The 25,177-nt window shown below is 68.4% G+C and carries 21 protein-coding genes and 2 riboswitches; of the genes, 12 read left to right on the top strand and 9 right to left on the bottom strand.

The window, feature by feature from the left end:
* Positions 1-2 precede the first annotated feature (2 nt).
* From OC534_RS01520 to OC534_RS01510, 3 genes are all read right to left on the bottom strand, one after another.
* Positions 3-2,360, bottom strand: a complete 2,358-nt coding sequence (locus OC534_RS01520) for a protein-disulfide reductase DsbD (RefSeq protein WP_262071254.1) — start codon at positions 2,358-2,360, stop codon at positions 3-5.
* Positions 2,360-2,698, bottom strand: a complete 339-nt coding sequence (gene cutA, locus OC534_RS01515; protein ID WP_017356762.1) for a divalent-cation tolerance protein CutA — start codon at positions 2,696-2,698, stop codon at positions 2,360-2,362. The genes OC534_RS01520 and cutA overlap by 1 nt, the downstream gene beginning before the upstream one ends.
* Positions 2,699-2,798: 100 nt before the next feature.
* Entirely contained in the window at positions 2,799-4,595 is a 1,797-nt protein-coding gene (locus OC534_RS01510; protein ID WP_017356761.1) for an endonuclease, read from the bottom strand.
* 271 nt (positions 4,596-4,866) lie between these two features.
* Between OC534_RS01510 and OC534_RS01505 the strand changes: the two genes are divergently transcribed.
* A complete protein-coding gene (locus OC534_RS01505; RefSeq protein WP_017356760.1) occupies positions 4,867-5,154 on the top strand; it encodes a co-chaperone GroES in 288 nt (95 codons plus the stop codon).
* Positions 5,155-5,207: 53 nt separating this feature from the next.
* Positions 5,208-6,857, top strand: coding sequence for a chaperonin GroEL (gene groL / locus OC534_RS01500; protein WP_262071253.1), 1,650 nt, complete (start codon positions 5,208-5,210; stop codon positions 6,855-6,857).
* A 130-nt stretch (positions 6,858-6,987) separates the two neighbouring features.
* Here the strand turns inward: groL and OC534_RS01495 are convergent, their stop codons facing one another.
* On the bottom strand, positions 6,988-7,887 hold the full coding sequence (locus OC534_RS01495; RefSeq protein WP_017356758.1) for a LysR substrate-binding domain-containing protein: 900 nt from the start codon (positions 7,885-7,887) through the stop codon (positions 6,988-6,990).
* A 156-nt stretch (positions 7,888-8,043) separates the two neighbouring features.
* Between OC534_RS01495 and OC534_RS01490 the strand changes: the two genes are divergently transcribed.
* Together OC534_RS01490 and OC534_RS01485 are read left to right on the top strand one after the other, a co-directional pair.
* Positions 8,044-8,679 carry a glutathione S-transferase family protein gene (locus OC534_RS01490; protein WP_136004512.1) on the top strand — a complete coding sequence of 212 codons (636 nt, stop codon included), beginning with the start codon at positions 8,044-8,046 and terminating at the stop codon, positions 8,677-8,679.
* A 16-nt stretch (positions 8,680-8,695) separates the two neighbouring features.
* Complete coding sequence (locus OC534_RS01485) at positions 8,696-9,745, top strand: LLM class oxidoreductase (RefSeq protein ID WP_206147326.1); 1,050 nt, start codon at positions 8,696-8,698, stop codon at positions 9,743-9,745.
* A gap of 23 nt (positions 9,746-9,768) precedes the next feature.
* Here OC534_RS01485 and OC534_RS01480 read toward each other — a convergent pair whose 3' ends face one another.
* Positions 9,769-10,722: a retropepsin-like aspartic protease gene (locus OC534_RS01480; protein WP_262071252.1), complete on the bottom strand. Its 954-nt coding sequence runs from the start codon at positions 10,720-10,722 to the stop codon at positions 9,769-9,771.
* A gap of 103 nt (positions 10,723-10,825) precedes the next feature.
* On the opposite strand from OC534_RS01480, the gene OC534_RS01475 reads away from it, so the two are divergent.
* The 5 genes from OC534_RS01475 to aroG all read left to right on the top strand — a co-directional run bounded on the left by OC534_RS01475 (position 10,826) and on the right by aroG (position 15,486).
* Positions 10,826-11,533: a response regulator transcription factor gene (locus tag OC534_RS01475; protein ID WP_136004508.1), complete on the top strand. Its 708-nt coding sequence runs from the start codon at positions 10,826-10,828 to the stop codon at positions 11,531-11,533.
* Positions 11,534-11,565: 32 nt separating this feature from the next.
* Positions 11,566-12,858 (top strand): ATP-binding protein, encoded by a 1,293-nt coding sequence (locus tag OC534_RS01470; protein ID WP_262071304.1) that lies wholly within the window; start codon positions 11,566-11,568, stop codon positions 12,856-12,858.
* Positions 12,859-12,889: 31 nt separating this feature from the next.
* On the top strand, positions 12,890-13,384 hold the full coding sequence (locus OC534_RS01465; RefSeq protein ID WP_026070877.1) for a MarR family transcriptional regulator: 495 nt from the start codon (positions 12,890-12,892) through the stop codon (positions 13,382-13,384).
* Positions 13,381-14,136, top strand: coding sequence for a DNA alkylation repair protein (locus OC534_RS01460; RefSeq protein WP_262071251.1), 756 nt, complete (start codon positions 13,381-13,383; stop codon positions 14,134-14,136). Before OC534_RS01465 ends, OC534_RS01460 begins: the two co-directional genes overlap by 4 nt.
* A 276-nt stretch (positions 14,137-14,412) precedes the next feature.
* Positions 14,413-15,486 (top strand): 3-deoxy-7-phosphoheptulonate synthase AroG, encoded by a 1,074-nt coding sequence (aroG, locus tag OC534_RS01455; protein ID WP_153164840.1) that lies wholly within the window; start codon positions 14,413-14,415, stop codon positions 15,484-15,486.
* 132 nt (positions 15,487-15,618) lie between these two features.
* On the opposite strand, the gene OC534_RS01450 is transcribed toward aroG, so the two are convergent.
* From OC534_RS01450 to OC534_RS01435, 4 genes are all read right to left on the bottom strand, one after another.
* Positions 15,619-18,684, bottom strand: a complete 3,066-nt coding sequence (locus OC534_RS01450; protein ID WP_262071250.1) for an efflux RND transporter permease subunit — start codon at positions 18,682-18,684, stop codon at positions 15,619-15,621.
* Positions 18,681-21,785, bottom strand: coding sequence for an MdtB/MuxB family multidrug efflux RND transporter permease subunit (locus OC534_RS01445; RefSeq protein ID WP_262071249.1), 3,105 nt, complete (start codon positions 21,783-21,785; stop codon positions 18,681-18,683). The genes OC534_RS01450 and OC534_RS01445 overlap by 4 nt, the downstream gene beginning before the upstream one ends.
* Complete coding sequence (locus OC534_RS01440; RefSeq protein WP_262071248.1) at positions 21,782-22,948, bottom strand: MdtA/MuxA family multidrug efflux RND transporter periplasmic adaptor subunit; 1,167 nt, start codon at positions 22,946-22,948, stop codon at positions 21,782-21,784. Before OC534_RS01440 ends, OC534_RS01445 begins: the two co-directional genes overlap by 4 nt.
* A 204-nt stretch (positions 22,949-23,152) precedes the next feature.
* Positions 23,153-23,770 (bottom strand): trimeric intracellular cation channel family protein, encoded by a 618-nt coding sequence (locus OC534_RS01435; protein WP_262071247.1) that lies wholly within the window; start codon positions 23,768-23,770, stop codon positions 23,153-23,155.
* Between the two features lie 88 nt (positions 23,771-23,858).
* A riboswitch (glycine riboswitch) is annotated at positions 23,859-23,949 on the bottom strand.
* A gap of 20 nt (positions 23,950-23,969) precedes the next feature.
* Positions 23,970-24,052, bottom strand: a riboswitch (glycine riboswitch).
* Positions 24,053-24,096: 44 nt separating this feature from the next.
* Here OC534_RS01435 and OC534_RS01430 point away from each other — a divergent pair.
* The 3 genes from OC534_RS01430 (at position 24,097) to OC534_RS01420 (ending at position 25,137) form a co-directional block, all read left to right on the top strand.
* Complete coding sequence (locus OC534_RS01430) at positions 24,097-24,369, top strand: GIY-YIG nuclease family protein (RefSeq protein WP_026070876.1); 273 nt, start codon at positions 24,097-24,099, stop codon at positions 24,367-24,369.
* Positions 24,370-24,436: 67 nt separating this feature from the next.
* On the top strand, positions 24,437-24,784 hold the full coding sequence (locus OC534_RS01425; protein ID WP_026070875.1) for a ribonuclease E inhibitor RraB: 348 nt from the start codon (positions 24,437-24,439) through the stop codon (positions 24,782-24,784).
* Between the two features lie 29 nt (positions 24,785-24,813).
* Positions 24,814-25,137 (top strand): DUF2004 domain-containing protein, encoded by a 324-nt coding sequence (locus OC534_RS01420; protein ID WP_017356744.1) that lies wholly within the window; start codon positions 24,814-24,816, stop codon positions 25,135-25,137.
* Positions 25,138-25,177 lie beyond the last annotated feature (40 nt).

Below are 25,177 nucleotides of genomic sequence, written 5' to 3'. Positions count from 1 at the left end.
GCTCATCGCGCGGTGCGCAGCAGGGCTTCTTCGACGATGGCCTGGGTCAGCACGGTCGGCAGCACGGTCGGCGGAGCGCCGGGGCCGTAGACCACATACAACGGCACGCCCACGGCCTTGTGTTCGTTGAGGAAGGCGGTGAGCTGCTCGTCCACGTTGGTGTAGTCGCCGCGCATGTACACCGCGTTGGTGCGGCGCAGGGTGTCCTCGAACGCATGGGTGGCCAGCACCGTGCGCTCGTTGGCCTTGCAGGTGACGCACCAGTCGGCGGTGATGTTGACGAACACCACGCGGTTGTCCTGGCGCAGGCGGTCGAGCATCTGCGGGGAGTAGGCCACCATGTTGTCGCTGGCCACCTGCGCGGCCTTGGCCGGCGGCGCCAGGCGGGTGACGCCCCACACCGGATAGAGCGCGGCGACGATCAGCAGCGTGGCCAGCAGGCCGGCCACGCGCTGGCTGCGCCAGCGGCTGCGCTCGAACCACCACAGCGCCAACGCCAGTACCACCAGGCCGCCCAGCACCAGGGTCATCGCATCCACGCCGCGCTGCTGGCCCAGTACCCACAGCAGCCAGATCGCGGTGCCGTACATCGGGAAGGCCAGCACGTGCTTGAGCGTTTCCATCCACGCCCCCGGGCGCGGCAGGCGACGTGCCAGCGACGGCACGAAGCCGATCAGCAGGAACGGCAGCGCCAGACCCAGGCCCAGTGCCAGGAACACCAGCATCGCCTGCGGTGCCGGCGCGGTGAAGGCAAATCCCAGAGCCGGGCCCATGAACGGGGCCACGCACGGGCTGGCGACCACGCAGGCCAGCACGCCGGTGAAGAAATCGCCCACCGGCCCGCTGCGCGAGGCCAGCGACTGGCCGATCCCGCCCAAGCTGCCGCCCAGGGTGAACACCCCGGACAGACTCAGGCCAACGGCGAACATCAGGTAGACCAGTGCGGCGATGAACCACGGATGCTGCAGCTGGAAGCCCCAGCCTGCGGCCTGGCCTGCCGCGCGCAGGGCCAGCACCAGTCCGCCGATCGCGGCGAAGGCGACCAGTACGCCAGCGGTGTACCACAGCGCATGGCTGCGCGCGCGCTGGCGGCTTTCCCCGCTCTGCGCCACGCCCAGCACCTTCAAGGACAGGATCGGCAGGACACACGGCATCAGGTTGAGGATCAGTCCGCCCAGCAGGGACAGCAGCAGCGCCACCACCAGGCTGGTCGGTGTGGTGTCGTTGCTGCCCGGCGGCGGCGTGCGCAGCGCGTTGTCGGCACTGGCGTCGGGGGCGGCCTGCTCGGCCACCGGCAGCACCGGTTCGTTGGGGCGGATCAGCATCGGCTGGGTGGCGATGCCGCTGTCGGCACGGTCGCGCGCCTGCGCACGCTTGTCACGGCTGGGCAGCGGTGCGATCACCTCCTGCTTGACGCTGGCATCGCTGCTGGTGCCGTTGACCTTGCCTGCCGGCAGCGACAGCTTCACCCGCCGCGTCATCGGCGGGTAGCAGATACCGTCGGTCTGGCAGCCTTGGAAGGTGATCACCAGGGTGGCATCGGCCGCGTCGGGACGGCTGCGGTGCAGCGGCAGCGGCACGTCGATCTGGTCGAAATACACCGCCACGTCGCCGAAATGCTCGTCACGGTGCGAGCGGGCGGCCGGCCACCGGGGCTTGTCGGCACGGATGCCGGCGGCGCCTTCGAGCTTCAGCGAGGTGCGGTCGCGATACAGGTAGTAGCCCGGCGCGGGGCTGAAGCGCAGCAGCACGGTGTTGCCGTCGCCAACGATCGCATCGAAGCCGAAGGCCTTTTCCGAGGGCAGCGGCAGCGCCTGGCTGGCGGCCATGCCGGGCAGGCGCAGGCCGCCGGACAGTGGGGTGTTGAAGGACGCCGCTGGCGCGGCGGCAGGCAGCGCGGCCGGAGCATCGGTGCGGGTCGCTGTGGCGCCCGGCAGCTTCACCTGCAGCGTGCGCTTCTGGGGCGGATAGCAGACGCCGGCGTCGGCGCAGCCCTGATAACGCACTTCCAGGGTGACGGTATCGGCGCCATCGGCGGCCTTGCCGGGCAGCACCGCAATCAGACGTTCGCGGTAGGTTTCCACTTCACCGAAGAAGTCATCGTGGTGCTTCTTGCCGGCCGGCATCTGCAATGCATCGGCGACGAAGCCGGCCTCCGGCTTGACCGTGGTGCGGTGGCGGTACAGGTAGTAGCCCGGGGCGATGGACCAGCGCACTTCGATGCGGTCGCGGTCACGCGCCTGCGCGGTCAGCCCGAACGCCTCATCCACCGGAAGCAGGTCTTTCTCACTGACAGCCCAGGCGGGCAGGGACAGCACCAGCAGCGCGCACAGCGCGGCAACACGACAAAGCAGCGTCATCAATCACTTTCCTCACGGGTCTGCGCCCGAATCCAATCCAGGTACGCCGGTAGACCGGCGCGGGTTTCGACCGCAATGCACTCGGGGAGTTCATACGGGTGCAGGGCCTGCACGCGGGCGATGGTCGCGTCCAGGCGGGCGCCGGTGGTTTTGATCAGCAGCTGGACCTCGGGGTCCTCGCTGATCCGGCCCTGCCAGCGGTACGTCGAGTGCGCGCCTTCCAGGCGGGTCACGCAGGCGGCCAGCCGTTCCTCCACCAACGCGTGTGCCAGCCGCGTGGCGCAGGCCACGTCGGGGCAGGTGGTGAACAACAGAAAGATGGGATCGGCGGTCGACATGACCCGCAAGTATAGGGCCGTGACCGGCCGGTCCCGGCGGGACCGGCCGGCAGCGCTCAAACCCGGTCGTGCCGGCCGCTGGCCGGCAATGCCGGATACGTCAATTCGCCAGCTGGCAGGTCGCCGGCCTGGCCGAGGTGAACAGGGCCGGGGTGGCCCACTCGGGGTGGTCGATGAAGGGGTTGCGGTTGCCCTGGAAGCTGTAGATCACCTCGTTGCGGGCGCGTTCGGCCGCATCCGGCGGGTCGGACAGGTGCCAGTCGATCAGGGTCGAGAGCAGGCCCATGTACGCCGGCGAAGCGGAGGTCTTGACGATCCTGCTGCGGTCGTCGGTCAGCTCCAGGTCCGGCTCGGACTGGCCGGTCTTGGCGTCCTTGCCACCCTCATAGCGGATCGCCATGTACATCACCGCCCGCGCCATGTCGCCCTTGCGGTGGCCCCACACCTCGAAGGTGCCGCCATTGCCGTCGGGTGTGCGCACCCAGTTGGAGTTGCCCGGGTAGCCGCCGCTGCCGCCGCCAAAGCCGTTGTTGGACTCGGTCGCGCGCTCGCCGCAGCTGCTGTCGCACTTGCCGAACGGCTTGTTGCCGCGGTCGGCGTTCCACTGCGCATCGGTCAGGTACAGCATGTGGGTGTCGGTGTAGGGCGCATACGGCAGCCCCTTGTCACCGGTGGTGCTGGCAAAGCCGAGCGAGTTGGGCCAGGTGTGCTCGCGGTTGTAGGTCAGCCCGCTGCCCGTGCCCGCGCGGCCGCTGACCTTGGTGTAGCTGCGGTTGCGGTAGGCGTCCAGGATCCTGCCGCTGTTGTTGGGATCTTCGTCGGCGATTTCCAGGATGGTCCAGGTGCTGGTGCCTGAACCGCTGTACGGATAGGCGGTATGGCCCTTGATGGTTTCATGCAGCGAGCAGCGCAGCTGGCTCGGGGTGGAGGTGTTCACCCGCGAGTAGTACGTGCCCGGCGTGCCAGGGTCCGGATTGCCCGGGTCGGGGTTGCCGGTCGTGGTGGCAACGGTGAACGCGATGCGGGTGTCCGCTGCCGGGCGGGCGCCCTGGGCATCGGTGATGCGGGTGGCGCGGATGTCGAAGCGGCACGCCTCGCCGGCCACCAGTGCCGTGTTGGTGGACAGCGTGAAGCGCGAGCCGCTGCTGGCGTGGCTCAACGGCACGGTGCCGGACTGGCCGCAGCTGAGCACGAACGCGCCGCTGGCCAGGGTGACCGGCTCGCTGAACGTCACGCTGAGGTCGGCGGCCGCCGGGAAGGTGCTGGCGCCCTGTTCCGGCGTGGTGGCGCGTACCGACGGCGGGGTGTTCGGCCCGGTGCTGCCGCCGCCGCTGAAGGTCTGGCCGTTGTTGCAGGCGCCAAAGGTCTGCGTCGCCGAGGCGGCCCAGGTGAAGTGGGCGTACTGGCTGCCGCTGCCGGTGAGCTGCAGGGAGGTGCCGGGGGCGGTGCTGTTGGTCTCGCTGACCGGAATGTTCTGACTGGTCAGGCCGGCCGCCGGGCCGCCGGAGGCGGTGATGGTGCCCTCGTAGCTGATGAACTGCACCACCTTGCCGCTGGCGTCCACCAGCGCGATCCCGTCGTTGGCGCCGTTCTGCAGGCCGTTGCTGGGGTAGGTGACCGTGGCCAGGGTGGCGCTGCCGCAGCCGGCGGCGGTGCCTGCCGGTACCGGATTGTTGGCGTAGACCGTGGCTGCCGACGGGGTGCTGCCGTTGTACAGGTACAGCCGGTAGTCGGCCAGGTTCTCCCCGGCGGTGGCAACGACTTCGATGGCCTCGCCGACATCGCCGGCGGGGGTACTGTCGTCGTAATGCAGTTCATTGATGAACACATCGGCCCGGGCGGTGCCGGCGGCGAGCGCCAGCAGACAGCCCAGGGACAGCGGGGTGAGCAACCTCATCTACGGCTCCTTGTGATTGGGAATTGCTGGCCGAATCTAACCAATCCAAATGACACATTTATCTAATGTGTCGCATTCGGCCCCCACTTATGGGACGTGCGTCAAGAATCGAAATTTACGTGCGACCCCCCTTGAAAGGGCGGTGGGCAGCACCATCTCTGCCCTGTCCCGCACTGTCGGGTTTTTTCGTGAGCGGTGCTGGCAGTCGCCTTGTGCGAGTGCTAACATCGCCAGACTTTTCCAGACCAATCAATAACTTAAGAGGTCTCATATGAGCATCAAGCCGCTTCACGACCGCGTTGTGGTCAAGCCGATCGAAGCCGACGAAATCTCCGCCGGCGGCATTGTGATTCCCGATTCCGCCAAGGAAAAGTCCACCAAGGGTGAAGTCGTGGCCGTGGGCCCGGGCAAGCCGCTGGACAACGGCAGCGTCCGCGCGCCGTCGCTGAAGGTCGGCGACAAGGTCATCTACGGCCAGTACGCCGGCAGCAGCTACAAGTCCGAAGGCGTCGAATTCAAGGTCCTGCGCGAAGACGACATCCTCGCCATCGTTGGCTGAGTGCGTCGCGCCCGTTCCTTCTGATCCAACCCAATCATTCGAGGTAAGAGCTAATGGCTGCCAAAGATATCCGTTTCGGTGAAGACGCCCGTTCGCGCATGGTGCGCGGCGTCAACGTGCTCGCCAATGCCGTCAAGGCCACCCTGGGCCCGAAGGGCCGCAACGTCGTGCTCGAGAAGAGCTTCGGCGCCCCGACCATCACCAAGGACGGCGTCTCCGTCGCCAAGGAAATCGAACTGGCTGACAAGTTCGAGAACATGGGCGCGCAGATGGTGAAGGAAGTCGCGTCGCGTACCAACGACGACGCCGGCGACGGCACCACCACCGCCACCGTGCTGGCCCAGGCCCTGATCCGCGAAGGCGCCAAGGCTGTTGCTGCCGGCATGAACCCGATGGACCTCAAGCGCGGTATCGACAAGGCCGTGATCGCCGCCGTCGCCGAGCTGAAGAACATCTCCAAGCCGACCGCCGACGACAAGGCCATTGCCCAGGTCGGTACGATCTCGGCCAACTCGGACGAGTCGATCGGCAACATCATCGCCGAAGCGATGCGCCGCGTGACCAAGGAAGGCGTCATCACCGTTGAAGAAGGCTCGGGCCTGGACAACGAGCTGGACGTCGTCGAAGGCATGCAGTTCGACCGCGGCTACCTGTCGCCGTACTTCATCAACAACCAGCAGTCGCAGACCGCTGACCTGGACGATCCGTACGTGCTGCTGCACGACAAGAAGATCTCCAACGTGCGCGACCTGCTGCCCGTGCTGGAAGGCGTCGCCAAGGCCGGCAAGCCGCTGCTGATCATCGCCGAAGACATCGAAGGCGAAGCGCTGGCCACCCTGGTGGTCAACACCATCCGTGGCATCGTCAAGGTCGTGGCCGTCAAGGCACCGGGCTTCGGCGACCGTCGCAAGGCGATGCTGGAAGACATGGCCGTGCTGACCGGCGGTACCGTGATCTCCGAGGAAATTGGTCTGTCGCTGGAAAAGGCGACGATCAAGGACCTGGGCCGCGCCAAGAAGGTGCAGGTCTCCAAGGAAAACACCACGATCATCGATGGCGCCGGCGAGAAGGCCAACATCGAAGCGCGCGTGACCCAGATCAAGACCCAGATCGAAGACACCTCGTCGGATTACGACCGCGAAAAGCTGCAGGAACGCGTGGCCAAGCTGGCCGGCGGCGTGGCCGTGATCAAGGTCGGCGCCTCGACCGAAATCGAAATGAAGGAAAAGAAGGATCGCGTCGACGACGCCCTGCACGCCACCCGTGCAGCCGTTGAAGAAGGCGTGGTCCCGGGCGGCGGCGTCGCCCTGGTCCGTGCGGTCACCGCGCTGGCTGGCCTGAAGGGTGCCAACGAAGACCAGAACCACGGCATCCAGATCGCCCTGCGCGCGATGGAAGCCCCGCTGCGTGAAATCGTCGCCAACGCCGGCGAAGAGCCGTCCGTGATCGTCAACAAGGTCAAGGAAGGCACCGGCAGCTACGGCTACAACGCCGCCACCGGCGAATTCGGCGACATGCTGGAATTCGGCATCCTGGACCCGACCAAGGTGACCCGTTCGGCGCTGCAGAACGCTGCCTCGATCGCTGGCCTGATGATCACCACCGAAGCAATGGTTGCCGAAGCCCCGAAGAAGGATGACGGCGCTGGCGCAGCTGGCGCCGGCATGGGCGGCATGGGTGGCATGGGCGGCATGGACTTCTGATGCAACGGCCGGCCGCTGGCTGGCCCGCATCGGTCCGATAGGTGCCGACCCCCGGTCGGCACGTATCCGCCACGAAACAGGAAAAACCCCGCCGCAAGGCGGGGTTTTTTTTTTGCGCGCGGGGCGGCGTTCAGCGCGCGCTCGCCGGCGCCTCGACTTCCTCCTGCAGCCAACCCAGGAACGCGGCGATGGCCGGGTTCTCCTCGGCCCCGGGCAGGGTGACCGCGTAGTACGCAAACCGCGTGGGCCACGGCTGGTCCAGCGCGATCGCCAGCCGCCCGCTGGCTACGTCGGCCTGCACGTACAGGTCGCGCACCAGCGCGATGCCCTGGCCCGCTTCAGCGGCACGGATCAGCAGCACATCATCATCGAAGGCCGGCCCGCGCGTGATGCGTGGGTCCGGCGGGAGCCCCAGCGCGCTGAACCAGAGCGACCAGTCGCTGCGGTCCGAGTCCTGCAGCAGCGGGTACTGCAGGCAGTCCACTGCCGCGCGGATCGGTGGCCCGGCGGCGAGCAGGGTCGGGCACGCCACCGGCAGCAGCACCGGGGCCGCCAGGTGTCGCGAGACCAACCCGGGATACTCGCCAAGGCCGTGACGGATCGCAATGTCGATGCGGTCGCGACGCAGGTCCACCAGGGTCGAGGAGGCTTCCACCCGCACTTCGATGTCCGGATGCCGTTCGGTGAAGCGCCCCAGTCGCGGCACCAGCCACGACGCAGCGAAACCGGGCACCGTACTGATGGTCAGTGTCTGCCGCGCATGGATGGCCTCCAGCGCGGCCATGCTGTCCTGGATCTGATCGAACGCCCGCAGCAGCGCCGGATGTACCTGCGCGCCGGCCGGGGTCAACGCGACTCCCTGGCGCGTGCGCGTGAACAGCGCCACGCCGGTGCGCGCCTGCAGCAGCTTGAGCTGCTGGCTGATGGCACCGGGGGTGACGCCCATGACGGCGGCGGCCGCCTTGAGGCTGCCATGACGGCCGGTTTCGACGAAGGCGCGCAGCGCCAGCAACGGAAGTACAGCGCCCATGACGTTAGATTTTCTCTCTTTTGTGGGCAGGATAAATCGTTCTACAGCAGGCATTGGGCTGCGTAGCATCGCGATCATGTTGAAACGCGGGAAGTTAGTCCAGCTGCGTTTCCCGGCACGCCGCCGCCCCCGTCCATTGCCCCACAGGAGACCGCCGTGTCCCCCGCTTCGCTGCACCTGTACACCGACAGTTCGCCCAACGGCTTCAAGATCACCATCGCGCTGGAAGAACTCGGCATTCCCTACACGCTGCACCACGTGCGCATTGCCGAGGGCGAGCATCGCCATCCCGACTACCTAGCACTGCATCCACACGGCCGCATCCCCGTGCTGGTGGACGAGGCGGCCGGCATCACCGTGTTCGAGTCCGCCGCCATCCTGTTGTACCTGGCCGAGCAGAGCGGACGCCTGCTGCCGCCCACGCCCGCCGCGCGCTGGGCGGCCATCACCTGGCTGATGTTCCAGTCCGCCAGCGTCGGGCCGATCCTTGGCCAGCGCGTGCACTTCGAGATGTTCGACGCGCAGCCCAACGCCGCTGCCATCGCGCGCTACCGCAACCTGAGCGCGGCCTTCTTCGCGACGCTGGATCAACGCCTTGCGGGCAATGTCTGGCTGGCCGGCGAGACGTACTCCATCGCCGATATCGCCGGCTACGGCTGGACCCACATCGCGCGGATCATCGACATGGATTTCAGTGCCTACCCGCACCTGAGCGCGTGGCATGACCGCATGTCGCAGCGGCCGGCGGTGCAGCGTGGCGTACAGCGTCCCGAACCGGCAACCGGCCCTTGATCCAGGAGTTCCAACGATGACGCTGTTGACCGATATCGCCGCGATGCCGGCGCCCCTGACCGGCGCCTCCGCCCCTGCGTTCGTCCACCACGCCGGCTACCAGCGCATGTTCCGCGAGGGCGCCCTCACCCTCGGCATCTTCCTGCCGCTGCGCGTCTACCAGGGCGACATGCAGGTGCTGGCCGGGCAGGCGGATCTGGTGCGCCAACTGGACCGCGATGGTTTCGCCGCGACCTGGGTGCGCGACGTGCCGCTGTTCGATCCGCTGTTCGGCGACGCCGGGCAGGTGTTCGATCTCTTCACCTATCTCGCCTTCCTTGCCGCGCGTACCGAGCGGCTGGCGTTGGCCACGGGCAGCGCGATTTTCACGCTGCGGCACCCGATCGACCTGGCCAAGGCGGCGGCCACCCTCGACCAGCTGTCCGGCGGGCGCCTGGTGCTGGGTATCGCCTCCGGGGATCGACCGGTCGAGTTCCCCGCGTATGGGCTGGATCACGCCACGCGCGGCGAGCGCTTCGCCGCGTCGGTCGCCTACGTACGCCAGTTGATGCAGTCCGGCCCGCTGCAGATCGACTCGCCGCTGGGCGTGCTGCAGGGCGTGGAACTGCTGCCCAAACCGGTGGCCGGCGCGATTCCGCTGCTGGTGACCGGTACCTCCCGGCAGACGCTCGACTGGGTGGGGCAGCACGCCGATGGCTGGCTCACCTATCCCGATGCGACCCACCATGCCGGTGGGCCGCAGCGTCTGGCGGAGAAGATCCGGGCGTGGCGCCGTCTCATTCCCGACGGTGGTTTCCGGCCGCATGTCACCAATGAATGGCTGGATCTGGTGGAGGACCCGAACCATCCACGCACCCCGCTCAATGGCGGCTACACGCTGCGGACCGGCCGCAACGGGCTGATCGAGCTGCTCGGCGAGTGGCAACGGGCCGGCGTCAACCACGCCGCGCTCGGCATCCAGTTCTCGCAGCGGCCCGCCGCAGAGGTGCTGCAGGAGCTGGCCGAGTACGTGCTGCCGTTGTTCCCCTCGCATGACGGGCCACCCGCAGCGCCCGTGCGCTGGTAACACGCAGGCCCCATCGCCAGCCCTCAGCCGGCGGTGGGGCGCTGCAGGCAGATGCGCGCCGCACCGGCGGTGATGTCCACCTGGCTGTCGAGCATCGCGTCGGCACCCAGGATCAACGCCGGCCGATCCTCCAGTCCAATCGCCTTGAACACCGGCAGCGCGCTGATCCGTACCTCGAAGGCCGGATGCTGCCACGCGCCACTGCGCAGCGCGGGCAGGGTGTACAGCCAGCTTGGCTGAGGTTGCCCGCCCAGCCCCTCGGTGCCTTTCTCGCGAGGGACCACCCGCGGATCACTGCCATCAGTGCGCAGCCCCAGGGCCTGCGCGGCGGCGGCGTTGAGCACGGTCTGCGCGGCCCCGGTATCCACCACTGCAATCGCCTCGATGCCGGCGTCGCCCAGGCGGGTGGTGATGAAGCCGAAGCCCTCCAGACCCCGACGTCGTTCCGGCATCGCATTGGTCTGGCAATGGGGCCCCCCGGCGAGCTGGCCGGCCGTCCACAACTGCAGTTCCTTCGCGGCAAAATCCCAGCGGGTATCCCAGCGCCGCGTGAGGTCGTTGCCGAGAATGCCGTCAACGGTGACCGCCTTTTCCGGCGCGGACAGGCGTGACAGGTCCGAGTGCATGCCCACGATCTTCAGCGTCATGCTGCCGATCGCCCAGTCGGCCTGCCGCATGCGGTTCGCCGTGGCGCTGCTGGCGGACGCGCCGCGGATCTGCCCGGTGGTCGGGTTGCCGACGTCTTCCAGGCCATAGCGGCGGGCGATCCGGCTGTCGAGCAGGGTGGCTCCTGCGGCGCTGTCCACCACGAACCGCAGCGGCTCTGCGCGTCCATCCAGGCGCACGGCGATGGCAGGGTGCATCGCCTGCATCCACATCGGCAGCACATGTTCCGGTGCTGTCGCGGCGGGGGCGATCGGGGCGGTGGGGACGGCCGCGGCCGTGGCGGCAAACAGCGGGAGCAGGGCAGGGTGCATGGGAAATCGCCGTGGAAAGGAGGCGTCATTGACCCGCATTGCCGTATCGCGGGAATGTCCGCGTTGATACCGTGCCGATACAGAGCTGCCCGATACTGCACGCATGAACGCAACCGCCGACATCATCGTGGTCGACGATGACACCAGCATCCGCGACGCCCTTGCCGAGTGCCTGGAAGGGCACGGATTCCGCGTGCGCGTGGCCGCCGATGCGCAGGCGCTGGACCGGTTGCTGGCGGTCCAGCGCCCCGACGCGATCATCCTGGACTGGATGATGCCGGGTGAGGATGGCCTGTCGGTCTGCCGACGGCTGCAGGCTCGTGCCATCCCGATCCTGATGCTGTCGGCGATGGGGGCCACGCCGGACCGCGTCATCGGTCTGGAAATGGGGGCCGACGATTATCTGGCCAAACCCTTCGATCCGCGCGAGCTGATCGCGCGCGTGCGCGCGCTGCTGCGCCGGCAGGACAAACTGCGGGGGCAGGCCGTGGTCGAGCTGCGCTTTGCCGGCTGGCGCCTGCTGCCGGAGCAGCGTCGTCTGTGGGCGCCCGATGGCGCCGAAGTGCTGCTGAGCCGTGGCGAGTTCGCGTTGCTGCAGGCGCTGGCCGAGCGTCCCGGCCGCGTGCTCGATCGCGAGCGGCTGATGCAGCTCACCCGCGGCGACGCGCATGACAGCGTGGACCGCGCCGTGGATCTGGCCATCAGCCGGCTGCGTCGCAAGCTGGCGCAGGCGGCTGTCGGCGGCGAGGCGCTCGTCCACACGCTGCGGGGCGAAGGCTACCGGTTCGACGCCACCGTGGAGACGCTGTGACCCGGCGCTGGTCTACGGCTGCCTGGATCGCGATGCTGGCGGTGAGCAGCCTGCTGCTCGCCACTCTGGTGAGCCTGGTCGTGATCGGCTGGATGCCACGGCCCGCGCCACCGCAGATGCGGCTGGATCGTGCCGTGGAGGTGCTGCGCGGCGCACGCGCGCCAGGGCCGGAAGGGATGCGCGTGACCCTGCGCGAGGTGCCGCCTGGCGGGTATGCCAGTCCCTGGCTGACGCAGTTGGCCGCCCAGCAGCTGGGCCAGCCGGTCGAGCACGTCAGGCTGGTCTGGAAAGGGGCCGACAAAGCCCCGGACATCAAGGTGTTCGCCCGCGGTGCATCGGTCAGCGCAAGCGCCGACCCCGACGTGGTACGGACGCAGGGCGCGCTGCTGGCAGCGCTGCAGTGGCCGGCGTTCGAACTGGGCGTGCGCGGCGCCGACGGCCGTTGGCAGGTGCTGGGCAGCGACGTCAGCGACGTTGCCGCGTGGCGTCGGCAGGTGCTGCTGGCGTTGCTCGGCGGCACCTTGCTGCTGGCCCCGTTGGCGACCTGGGCCGCACGTCGGATCGGGCGTCCGCTGCGGCGGCTGGCCGATGCCAGCGCTGAGGTGACCCTGCACGCGATGACGCGGCTGCCCGATGATGGCCCGCGCGAGGTGCAGGTGCTGGCCAGTGCGATCAACGCCGGCCGCGAGCGCCTGCGCGACCAGGCGCAGGACATGACGCGCATGCTCGCCGCCGTGGCGCACGACCTGCGTACTCCCTTGACCGGCCTGCGCCTGCGCGCGGAATCCGCACCGCCTGCGCAGGCCGCGCGGATGGTGGCCGACATCGAGCGCATGAACGCCATGATCGAACAGGTGCTCGACTACGCCCGCGGCGAACTGGAGCCGGCCTCGATGCGGCCCGTGGAGATGGGCGCGCTGCTGGACGACTGCGTACAGTGCGCGCGCCTGCGGGGCGTGCAGATCCATGCCGATCTGCCCGCGCACCTGCCCTGGCACGGCGACGCGCTGCTCCTGCGGCGCGCGCTGGACAACCTGATCGACAACGCCGCGCGCTATGCCGGCGCGGTGGAGGTGGCCGTCCAGCGCACGGCGGAGGCGCTGTGGGTGGACGTTGCCGATCGTGGCCCGGGCATTCCCGAGGCGGAGAAGGCGCGGTTGCTGCAACCCTTCCAGCGCCATGAAACCTCGCGCAACCGCAGCACCGGCGGCACCGGCCTGGGCCTGGCGGTGGTGCAGGGCGCGGTGCGTCAGCACGGTGGCCAACTGCAGCTGGTGGACCGGCCGGGAGGCGGGTTGATCGTTCGTCTGTGCTTTCCGATATAGTTAGCCGCCGTATTACTTGATCCGTGCCCGCATGCTGGAACCCAAACACCAGGCCTTTCTCAGCGAACTGCAGCGCCGTGGCCACGCCGAGCACGAGGGTCTGACCCAGTGCTTCCAACTGCTGTCGCTGTCCCGCGCGATCGACCAGGACTGCGCGCACCGCCTGGCCCCGCTGGGGCTGAGCGAAGGCCGCTTCGTGCTGCTGTTCCTGCTCCAGGGGGCCGAGCAGCCCCTGTCGCCACACCAGCTCGCCGAGCGCGCCGGCGTGACCCGCGCCACCATCACCGGGCTGCTCGACGGCCTGGCGCGGGATGCGCTGCTGGAGCGCCACCCCGATCCGGACGACAGGCGCCGGGTCAACGTGCGTCTCACCGCTGCGGGCGAGGCGCTCGCGGTGCAGCTGTTCGACCAGCACACGCAGTGGATCGGCGGCCTGTTCGCCGATCTCAGCGATCAGGAACGCAGCCTGCTCAGTGGCATGCTGTGCCGCATCTGGGCACGCACCGATGCGGGGAAGATCGCATGACGAAGAAGCCGCCGTTGTCACGCGAGCGCCGTGCCCAGCTGGATGCGGGCCGGGTCGAAGCGGCGCATCTGGCCGAGATCCTCTCGCTGGATTTCGCCCGCCTGCTTGCCGCTGTCGCCCCATCCCTGCCGGCCTCGGCCGTGGACAGCATGCGCAAGGCCGCCAACAGCGGCATCACCCTGCGCATGCAGGGCGCGGCGACGCTGCTGCGCGCGCATGCGCTCGGCGATCCGCAGCACTGGCAGCGCCATACCAGCGACACCGTGCGTGGCTGGGCCTGCTATCTGATCGGCAGCGACCCGCGCCTGACACTGGAGCACAAGCTCGATGCGATGCGCGCGCTGGCCGACGATCCGCATTTCGGCGTGCGCGAATGGGCGTGGCTCGCACTGCGCCCGCACATCGCCGCCGAGCCGCGGCGGGTGCTGGCGCATGTGCACGGCTGGACCGCCGATGCGTCCCCCAACGTGCGCCGTTTCGCCTGCGAAGCGCTGCGTCCGCGCGGGGTGTGGGCCGCGCACATCGCGTTGTTCAAGCAGGAACCGCAGCACGCGCAGCCGCTGCTGGAAGCGCTGTGCTGCGATGAATCGCGTTACGTGCAGGACTCGGTGGGCAACTGGTTGAACGACGCCGGCAAGAGCCAGCCGGCGTGGGTGCGATCGCTGTGCGCGGCCTGGGCCGAACGCCATGACGGCGCGGCCAATGCATACGTGCGCAAGCGCGCGCTGCGCCTGCTGGACAAGGCCGGGTAAGCCGCCGCGATGCGACCGCGTCCACGCCTGAACGCGGCGCGCCAGTTGCGTTTGAAACAGTTGGCAGCCCTGAAACCCTGTGTTATCACTAGTCCCCAATGAACGCACGCCCCGCCAATGCCTACTTTTGGTATTACTTTCCGAAGCCACCGGCGGAGGAAGGCATGCGCTCACCCTGAAGAAAGCTTCAGACGCATTCCCGAAAGCCGCCAGCGCACCTGGCGGCTTTTTTGTTGCCGCCGCGCTGGGGACCCCCACCTTCCAAGGAGTTCCCCCATGCCCCCGCACACCGACGACCTGCGCATCCGCAAGATCGAACCGTTGACCCCGCCGGCCCAGCTGCTGGCGATGCTGCCCTGTGACGATGAAGCCTCCGACACGGTAAGCGCCTCGCGCGCCGCGCTGCACGAGATCCTGCATGGCCGCGACGACCGTCTGGCGGTGGTGATCGGCCCGTGCTCGATCCACGATCCGGTGGCCGCCATCGAGTACGCCCAGCGCCTCAAGCCGCTGCGCGATGCGTATGCCGATGCGCTGGAGATCGTCATGCGCGTGTACTTCGAGAAGCCGCGCACCACGGTGGGCTGGAAAGGCCTGATCAACGATCCCGACCTGGACGGCAGCTTCAACATCAACAAGGGCCTGCGCGTGGCGCGTGGCCTGCTGCGCGACATCAACAAGCTGGGCCTGCCGGCCGGCGTGGAGTTCCTGGACGTGATCTCGCCGCAGTACATCGCCGACCTGGTGGCCTGGGGCGCGATCGGTGCGCGGACCACCGAAAGCCAGGTGCACCGCGAGCTGGCGTCTGGGCTGTCGTGCCCGGTCGGGTTCAAGAACGGCACCGACGGCAACATCAAGATCGCCGCCGATGCGATCGGCGCGGCCTCCAACCCGCACCACTTCCTCTCGGTGACCAAGGAAGGCGGCACCGCCATTGTTGCCACCGCCGGCAACCCCGATTGCCATGTGATCCTGCGCGGCGGCAAGACCCCCAACTACGACGCCACCCATGTCGAGGCAACCAGCCAGACGCTGGCGAAGTCGCACCTGCCCGCGCGCATCATGATCGACGCCAGCCACGCCAACAGCAGCAAGAATCCGGAAAACCAGCCCAAGGTCATCGCCGACATCAACGCGCAGCTGGCCAACGGCGAAGAGCGCATCGTCGGTGTGATGGTCGAGAGCCACCTTGTAGCGGGCCGGCAGGATCTGGTCGAGGGCCAGCCGCTGGTCTACGGGCAGAGCATCACCGATGGCTGCATCGGCTGGGACAGCTCCCTGGCCGTGCTCGAGTCGCTGGCGCAGGCGGTCCGCGCCCGGCGTGCCGCGCGGGTCAGCGAAGCGGCCTGAAAGTGGGGCGACGCCGGCAACGGTGATCCCGCTGAAGCATGGCATCGCCGCATCGTCGCATCGTCCGACGACGATGCGACGGCGGTGGTGGCGCGTGTGTCACGGCAGAACGCCGCCGGGCAGAACCCGGCGCTACGCGGGGCGTCGCAGCCGGGCCAACGCCAGGTAGATGGCCGGGGTGGTGTACAGGGTCAGCCACTGGCTGACCAACAGCCCGCCGACGATGGCGATGCCCAGCGGCTGGCGCATCTCCCAGCCTTCGCCGGTGGCCAGCATCAACGGCAGGGTACCGAGCAGGGCGGCCACACTGGTCATCAGGATCGGGCGGAAGCGCAGCCGTGCGGCCTCGCAGATCGCATCGCAGGGCGACAGGCCGCGCTCGCGCTCGGCCGACAGCGCGAAGTCGATGATCAGGATGGTGTTCTTCATCACAACCCCGACCAGCAGGAACAATCCGAGCAGCGAGATCAGATTCAATTCGTTGCCGAACGCCATCAACGCCAGCAGCGCGCCGACGCCGGCCGAGGGCAGGGTGGAGAGGATCGCCAGCGGCTGCACGACGCTCTCGTACAGCACGCCGAGCACCAGGTATACCGCCAGCATCGCGCCAAGGATCAGCCACAGCTGGCGTGCGCGCAGTTTCTCGAAGCCGCCGGCCTCGCCACTGAGCCGCGCCTGCACCTGGGTAGGCAGCATGATCCCGGCCATCGCGCGGTCCACCGCCTTCACCGCCTGCTCCAGGCTCACGCCGGGGGCCAGCGCGAACTCGATCCAGACCGAGGCGAACTGCTGGCTGTGGTAGATCCGGTCCGGTGCCATGCCGTAGTCCCAGCGGGCGATGGACGACAGCGGCAGGCGCTGGCCATCCTTGCCGATCACGTGGATCTGCTCCAGCGTCGAGGGGTCCTGCGTGTAGCGCGGGTCCAGTTCCATCACCACCCGATACTGATTGAGCGTGTCGTACAGGGTGGCCACCTGGCGCTGGCTGAAGGCGTTGTTGAGCACCGAGGCGATCATGCGCATGTCCACGCCCAGCCGGGCGGCCGCATCGCGGTCGATGTCCAGCACCACCTGGCGCATGCCCTCGTCACCTTTGGACGCCACGTCCACCACTTCGGGCAGGGCGCGCAGCGCATCGTCGACCCGCGGCGTCCACTGGCGCAGCGCGGCCAGGTCGCCGGACAGGAGCTGGAGCTCGTACTGGCCGCTGTCACCGCCGCCCTCGAGCTTGAGGTCCTGGTCCACCCACAGGAACATCCCGCCACCGGGGATCTTCGGCATGTTGGCGCGCAGGCGGTCGATCACCTGCTGGCTGGAGACCTTCCGCTCGGCCAGCGGCTTCATCTTGATCATGATGAAGGCGTTGTTGACCCCGCTGCGCCCGCCGATGTACCCGATGATGTCGCTGATCGCCGGATCGGCCAGCAGCAGCTGGCGATAGGCCTCGATCTTGGGCTGCATCACCTGGAAGGACAGCCCGTCGTCGCCACGCGCGAAGCCGCGCAGCTGCGCGGTGTCCTGCTTGGGCACGATGCCCTTGGGCACCTGCTGGAACAGCCACACGTTCAGCGCGATCACACCGGCAAACAGCAGCAGCGGCAGCGCGAGCCAGCGGAGCATCGCCTGCAGGCTGCCCACGTAGGCGTTGCGCAGGCGCTCGAACAGCGCGGTGCCCGCACGCTGCAGTCCGATGCCGGGGCCAGGCCGCGCCTGCCCGGGCAGGCGCGCGCACAGCATCGGGGTCAGGCTCAGCGACACCAGCAGCGATACGCCCATCGCGGCGACCAGGGTCAACGAGAACTCGCGGAACAGTTTCTCGACGAAGTCGTCCAGGAACAGAATCGAGACGAACACCACGGCCAGCGCGATGTTCATCGACAGCAGCGTGGCGCCCACCTCGCCGGCACCGCGCAAAGCGGCCTGCAGCGGTGACGCGCCGAGCTCACGATGGCGGGCGATGTTCTCGAGCACGACGATGGCGTCATCGACCACCAGCACTGCGGCGACGATCAACGCCATCAGCGACAGTGTGTTGAGCGAGAACCCCAGCAGCGCGATGATTGCCAGCGCGCCCAGCAGCGACACGGGGATCGCCAGCGCCGGCACCAGCGCCGCGCGCCAGTGGCCGAGGAAGGCCAGTACCACCAGCACCACCAGCGCGACCGCCAGCAGCAGGGTCAGCTCGGCCTCGCGCAGGGTGGCGCGGATCACCGGCGAGCGGTCCATCACCAGTTGCATGTCGATGCTGGCCGGCAGCAGTGCCTGCAGGGTATCCATCTGCGCGGTGATCGCATCGACGGTCTCGATGATGTTGGCATCCGGCTGGCGGCTCACAATCAGCAGCACCGCCGGACGTGCGTTGTGGAAGCCGCTGGCGTAACGGTCCTCGACCCCTTCGCTGACCGCCGCCACGTCCCCCAGATGGACCGGCCTGCCGTCACGCATGGCGACCACGAGCGACCGGTACTCGGCAGCCGTGCGCAGCTGCAGGGTTGCCTCCAGCTGCCATTGCCGCGACCGGCTGGCGATCGTGCCGAGCGGTTTGAGCGCATTGGCATTGCGGATCGCCGCGGCCACATCGTCCAGCGCGATGCGGTACTGGTTCAGCGCGTTGGGGTCCAGAGACACGCGTACCGCCGGCAGCGAACTGCCGCCCACCTGTACCTCGCCCACGCCGGGGATCTGCGCCAGCTTCTGCGCGATCACGGTCGAGGCCACATCGTAGATCTGGCCTGGCGAGAGACTGTCCGAGCTCAGCGCCAACGCCAGGATCGGCGCCTGCGAGGGATTCACCTTGCGGTACTGCGGCATGCCCGGCATGCCGCTCGGCAACTGCGCGCGTGCGGCGTTGATCGCGGCCTGCACATCGCGCGCGGCATCGTCCACGTTGCGGCCCAGCGCGAACGTCAGCTCCACCTGGGTGGAGCCCTGCGTGCTGGCCGAATCGATCCCGGTCAACCCGGGAATCGTGCCGAGCGCGCGCTCCAGCGGCGTGGCCACGTTGGCGGCCATCGACTCGGGGCTGGCCCCGGGCAGGCTGGCGCTGACATTGATGGCCGGGTAGTCCACCTGTGGCAGCGGCGCGACCGGCAGCAGGCGCAGCCCGAGCAGACCGGCCAGCACCACCGCCACCGACAGCAGCACCGTGGCGACGGGGTGCTGCACGAACCAGCCGATCGCGCGCGACAGCGGTGTCACGCCTGCGCCTCGGCGGTATCGGCAGCGCTGGCGGGGCGACGGCGGAAGCGGTCGAAGAACAGGTAGATCACCGGCGTGGTGAACAGCGTGAGCACCTGGCTGACGATCAACCCGCCCACCATCACCACGCCCAGCGGCTGGCGCAGTTCCGCGCCGGAGCCGCTGGCGAACATCAGCGGGATCGCGCCGAACAGCGCAGCCAGGGTGGTCATCAGGATCGGGCGGAAGCGCAGCAGCGCCGCCTGGTGGATGGCCTCACGCGGGCGCAGGCCCGCTTCGCGCTCGGCCTCCAGCGCGAAGTCGATCATCATGATCGCGTTCTTCTTCACCAGCCCGATCAGCAGCACGATGCCGATCACCGCGATCAGGTCCAGGCTGCGGCCGCTCAGCAGCAGCGCCAGCAGCGCGCCCACCGTGGCCGAGGGCAGGGTGGAGAGAATCGTGATGGGGTGGATGAAGCTCTCATAGAGCACGCCCAGCACCAGATACATCACCACCACGGCCGCCAGGACCAGCCACAGCGTGCTCGACAGCGACGCGCGGAACGCATCGGCGGCGCCCTGCAGGCGCAGCTCCACGCTGGTGGGCAGGCCGATCGCCGCGCGTGCGCCGTCGATCGCCGCGACCGCTTCGCCAAGCGAGGCATCCTCGGCCAGGTTGAACGAGAACGTCACCGCCGGAAACTGGCCGACGTGGTTGATCAGCAGGTGCGCCGGGCGCTGCTCGATGCGGGCGATGCCGGCCAGCGGCACCTGCCGTCCGTCCGGGCCGGTCACATGCAGGCGCGCGATCGCGTCGGGTCCGAACGCGGCGTCCTGCCGCGCTTCCAGCACCACGCGATACTGGTTGGCCTGGGTGAAGATGGTGGAGATCTGGCGCTGTCCGAACGCGTCGTACAGCGCATCGGCCACCGCATCCACACCGATGCCCAGGCGCGCGGCGGCCACGCGGTCGATCAGCACGTGCGCCTGCAGGCCCTGGTCCTGCAGGTCGCTGGCCACGTCGGCCAGTGCAGGCGCCTGCTGCAGATGGGCGAGCAGGCGGGGCGTCCACACGGCCAGCGCATCGCTGTCCGGGCTGGTCAGGGTGAACTGGTACTGGGTACGGCTGATCCGGTCTTCGATGCCCAGCTCCTGCACCGGCTGCAGGTACAGGCGGATGCCCGGAACATGCGCCACGCGCTGCTGCAGCCGCGCGATGATCGCCTGCGCATCGGCATCGCGCTGCGCATGCGGTTTGAGTTCGATCAGCAGCCGCCCGCTGTTGAGCGTGGCGTTGTTGCCGTCCACGCCGATGAACGAGGACAGGCTGGCCACGTCTTCGTCGGCCAGCAGCGCCGAGGACAGCGCCTGTTGGCGCTGCGCCATCGCCTGGAACGAGATCGACTGCGGGGCTTCGCTGATGCCCTGGATCAGCCCGGCGTCCTGCACCGGGAAGAAGCCCTTGGGCACCCACAGGTACAGCACCGCCGTCAGCAGCAGGGTCGCCACCGTGGCGGCCAGCATCAGCGGCTGGCGCTGCAGCACCCAGCGCAGCTGGCGGTCGTAGAGGGCGACCACACGGTCGAACGGATCGCCCTGCTGCGCCGATTCGCGGCCGTCGCTGTCGCGGCGCGTGGCGTGGCCGGCCTTGAGCAGCCGTGCGCACATCATCGGGGTCAGCGTCAGCGAGACCAGCAGCGAGATGCCGATGGCCACCGCCAGGGTGATGGCGAACTCATGGAACAGTCTGCCCACCACGTCGGCCATGAACAGCAGCGGGATCAGCACCGCGATCAACGACAGGGTGAGCGAGATCAGCGTGAAGCCGATCTGTCGCGCGCCTTTGAGCGCGGCCTGCAGGGGCGTCTCGCCGCGCTCCAGATGCCGGGCGATGTTCTCCAGCATCACGATCGCATCGTCGACCACGAAGCCGGTGGCGATGGTCAGCGCCATCAGGGTGAGATTGTTGAGCGAGAACCCGGCCAGCAGCATCACCCCGAACGTGCCCACCAGCGACAGCGGCACCGCGATGGACGGGATGATCGTGGCCGGGATGTTGCGCAGGAACACGAAGGTGACCATCACCACCAGCGCGATCGCGATCAGCAGCTCGTGCTGCACCCCGCGGATCGAGGCGCGGATCGACTCGGTGCGGTCGCTCATCACCGTCACATCCACGCCCTTGGGCAGCGAGGCCTGCAACTGCGGCAGCAGCGCGCGCACCTGGTCGACCACGGCGATCACGTTGGCGCCGGGCTGCCGCTGGATCGTGACCAGTACCGCCGGGGTGGTGCCCGACCACGCGGCGAGCTGGCGGTTCTCGGCGCCGTCCTCGATGGTCGCCACATCGCCCAGCCGCAGCGGCGCGCCGTCCTTGTAGGCCAGGATCAGCGCACGGTACTCGGCCACCGAGCGCATCTGGTCGTTGGCATCGAGCATGATCGCGCGGGTCGGGCCGTCGAAGCTGCCCTTGGGCACATTCACGTTGGCTGCGCCGATCGCCTGGCGGATGTGCGCCATGCTCAGGCCGTTGGCGGCCAGTGCGGACGGATTGGCCCGGATCCGCACCGCCGGACGCTGGCCGCCGGCCAGGCTGACCAGGCCCACCCCGGGCAGCTGCGACAGCCGCTGCGCCATGCGCGTATCCACCAGGTCGTGCACCTGCGGCAGCGACAGGCCCTGCGATGTCACCGCGAGGGTCAGGATCGGCGTGTCGGCCGGATTGACCTTGCGGTACACCGGCGGCACCGGCAGGTCATCGGGCAGGACGCTGTCGGCGGCGTTGATGGCGGCCTGCACTTCCTGCTCGGCCACGCCCAGCACCACCTCCAACGAGAACTGCAGGGTGATCACCGAGGCCCCACCGGAGCTGGTGGACGACATCTGTTTCAGGCCGGGAATCTGCCCGAGCTGGCGTTCCAGCGGGGCGGTGACCGCGCGGGTGGTCACCCCCGGACTTGCGCCCGGGTACAGCGTGGTCACCTGGATGATCGGGTAGTCCACCTGTGGCAGTGCGGCCACCGGCAGCAGCCGGTAGGCCATGATCCCGGACAGCAGCAGCGCCACCATCAGCAGCGTGGTGGCTACCGGGCGCTCGATGAAGGGACGCGACAGGTTCATGCGCCGGTCCGTGCCGGGTCCTGCGCGACCACCTCCACCTTGGCGCCTTCGCGCAGACCGTCGATGCCTTCGACCACCACCCGCTCGCCGGCCCTGAGCCCCTCGCGGACCGAGACGCGCTCGCCGTCGGCGGGGCCGAGCACCACGTTGCGCAGGTGCGAGGTGTCATCGGCGGCAATCACATACACATAGGTGCTCTTGCTGCCGAACTGCACGGCCGCATTGGGGATCACCACCGCGTCGCTGCTGCTGACCTGCAGGCGGATGTTGACGAACTGGTTGGGGAACAGGGTTTCGTCGGCATTGGCGAACTGCGCGCGCAGCTTCAGCGTGCCGGTGGCGGTGTCGATGCGGTTGTCCAGGCTGGACAGCACCCCGTCACCGAGCGCCTGGCGTTCTTCGCGGTCCCACGCTTCCACCGTGAGCTGGGGGGTGGTGCGCACCGCGGCGACCACTGCCGGCAGGTCCGGCTCGGGCACGGTGAACAGCACGCTGATCGGCATGGTCTGGGTGATGGTGGCCAGCGGCTCGGTGTCGCCGCTGCGCACCAGGTTGCCCACATCCACGTTGCGCAGCCCCATGCGCCCGGCCACCGGCGCGGTGATGCGGGTGTACTGCAGTTGCAGACGTGCTTCGTCCACGGCGGCCTGGTCGGTCTGACGACGGCCCTGCAGCTGGCGCACTCGGCTCTGCTGGTCGCTCAGTTCCTGCGCCGAGACGAAGTGTTTGCTCTGCAGTTCGACAAAGCGTCTGAGCTGGGTCTGGGCGTTGTCCAGCTCGGCCAGGTTCTGCTGCTGGGTGCCCAATGCACGCGCCAACTGCACCTGGTAGGGGCGCGGGTCGATCTCGGCGATCAGATCGCCCGCGTTGACGTGCTGGCCCTCGCGGAACGCCAGCCGCAGCAGTTCACCCTCGACGCGACTGCGCAGGCTCACGGTGTGCAGCGGGGTCACCGTGCCGAGCGCTTTCAACCGCACCACCAGGTCCTCGCGCGCTACCGTGGCCACGCGGACCGGGGTGGCAGCGGCGGCAGGGGCGGCCTTGTCCGCCGGTGCCGGCGCGAACACACGCCAGGCGATCGCGGCGACGGCCAGCACGGCCAGCAGCAACAGCGGTTTGAACAGACGGCGGGTACGCGACGACGGGGGCAGCGGGGCAGACATGGGGCATCCTGCGCGCCGACCAGCGGTTGGCGCGTCCATGAGATACCGGCCCGTGGGGGCAGGCGGGACGAAGTGGGGATGTCTGGCGGGGCCGCAGTCGAATGCCGCAGCGTGGCTGGATGCCGTCGGCGAGGACGGGGCCGCTATGGTAACGCGCGCGGCCCCCTGCGCTCACATGACCTTGGTCATGTGTGCGTCAGCGGCTCAATGCACCTCGTCGCGGTACACGAACTTGGGCATTTCCCATTTGAAGTGGATCGCCAGCAGGCGGAACAGGAAACCGCCGCCGAGGCACCACAGCGTGGCTGCATTGAGCGACATCCCCAGTTCCAGCAGCACCAGCCAGGCCGCGCCGGTCATCAGGGTGATCACCGCATACAGTTCCTTCTGGAAGATCAGCGGCACTTCGTTGCACAGCACGTCACGCAGCACGCCACCGAATGCACCGGTCAACATGCCGGCGATCAGCACGATCGGCGCGGTATGCCCACCTTCGCGCGCCACCGCGCAGCCGATCAGGGTGAACGCAATCAGGCCCAGCCCGTCCAGCACCAGGAAGGTACGGCGGAAGTGGTGCATCCAGCGCGCCACCCAGGTGGCGATCAGCGCCGCGCAGATGGTGAAGCCGAGGTACTCCGGGTGCTTCACCCAGCCCAGCGGGTAGTGGCCCAGCACGATGTCGCGCAGCGAGCCGCCACCGAGCGCAGTGACGCAGGCAATGATGACCACGCCGAACAGGTCCATGCGCCGCCGCCCGGCAGACAGTGCGCCGGTCATGGCTTCGGCGGAGATGGCGATGAGGTAGATCAGGGAGAGCAGCATGGGGGGCTCCGGACACGACAAACGGGGACGGAACCACGCACGACGCACGCCAGCGCGGTGCACTGTCGTGAGAGGGGGATACCGTTGCCGCTCCCGCTGTCCTTTTGCCTGAGAGTTCGGTGGCCAGGCCACGTGCCCCTTCGGCGGGTCATTGAAGACCTCTCTCCAGATCGGCGTGTCGGATGCATGGTTGGTGGCGTATCGGGCCACCGGCCTGAGCGATTATGGGAGCCTGCGCCTTCGGCGGGCGCCAGCGCGGCGCCTCTCTCCTGCATCCGGGGCGGATTCTAGCAGCCAGCGGCACCGGTCCGGGGGATAATCCCGGTATGTCCGCTGAACCGCCCACCGCGTCCGCCTGCTGGTATCTGTACCTGCTCGAATGCCGCAACGGCAGCTTCTACGCGGGCATCAGCACCGACGTGGCGGCTCGCTTCCAGGCCCACCTGGCCGGCAAGGGGGCCCGCTACACCCGCGCCAATCCGCCGGTGAAAGTGCTGGCCATGCGCGCCTACCCCGACCGCGCGGCAGCCTCGAAGGCCGAATGGGCGCTCAAGCGCCAGCCGCGCGCACGCAAGCTGGCGTGGCTGCAGGCGCCCTGAGCAGACCCACTGGTCGCCCACGCGATCCTGGCCGACAATCCCTGCAGACCACCCACCCTGGATTGCCATGACCCGCGATGTTGCGTTGTACCCGGAAGACGAAAACGGCGATGTGCTGTGGAACATGCTGCAGGACGGCGACGACCTGACCATTCCCCGCGAAGTGGACTTCGCGTTGATCTTCCCGACCGAAGACGTCGCCATCGCGTTTGCGGTGCACCTGCTGCGCAACGAGCAGAAGGTGTCGTTCTCCGCCTATGAAGAGAACGAGGACTTCCCGTGGCAGGTGGTGGTGCATCCGCTGATGATCCCGACCTACCAGAACATCGCCGGCTTTGAAGGCCTGCTGGTCAGCGAGGCGGTGTCCTACAGTGGCAAGGTCGACGGCTGGGGCTGCATGTCGCAGGCCAGTTGACCGCACGCCCGCATGAACAAGGAACGCACATGACCGACATTGCAACGCAGCGGCAGGCCGATGCCCTGGCCGCGATAAAACAGGCCATCGGTACCGAGGCCGCAGAGGACGGGGTCGACCTGTTCGCCAGCCATCATCGCGAGGAACTGCCGGCCAGCTACTGGCGCCAATACCTTGGCCAGACCGAACCGGATACCGCCAGCATCATCGGCCTGCTCCAGTTCGCCTCGGCATGGGGGGAAGATGAAATGGAGTACATCGATTTCACCCTGCCGGGCGACGTCACCCAGTACGTGCTGTCGGTCCATTTCGACGACGCAGGCGTGATCGACGGCATTTCGATGGAAAGCTGACCGGGTCCGTCCCGCACGACCCGACACAAGGAGCAGCGTG

Origin of the sequence: Stenotrophomonas sp. Marseille-Q5258, from assembly GCF_946900935.1 — a bacterium.
Classification (GTDB): Bacteria; Pseudomonadota; Gammaproteobacteria; order Xanthomonadales; family Xanthomonadaceae; genus Stenotrophomonas; species Stenotrophomonas nematodicola.
Note: the sequence above shows the minus strand (reverse complement) of the source record. Positions and strands in the feature narration are given on the sequence as shown.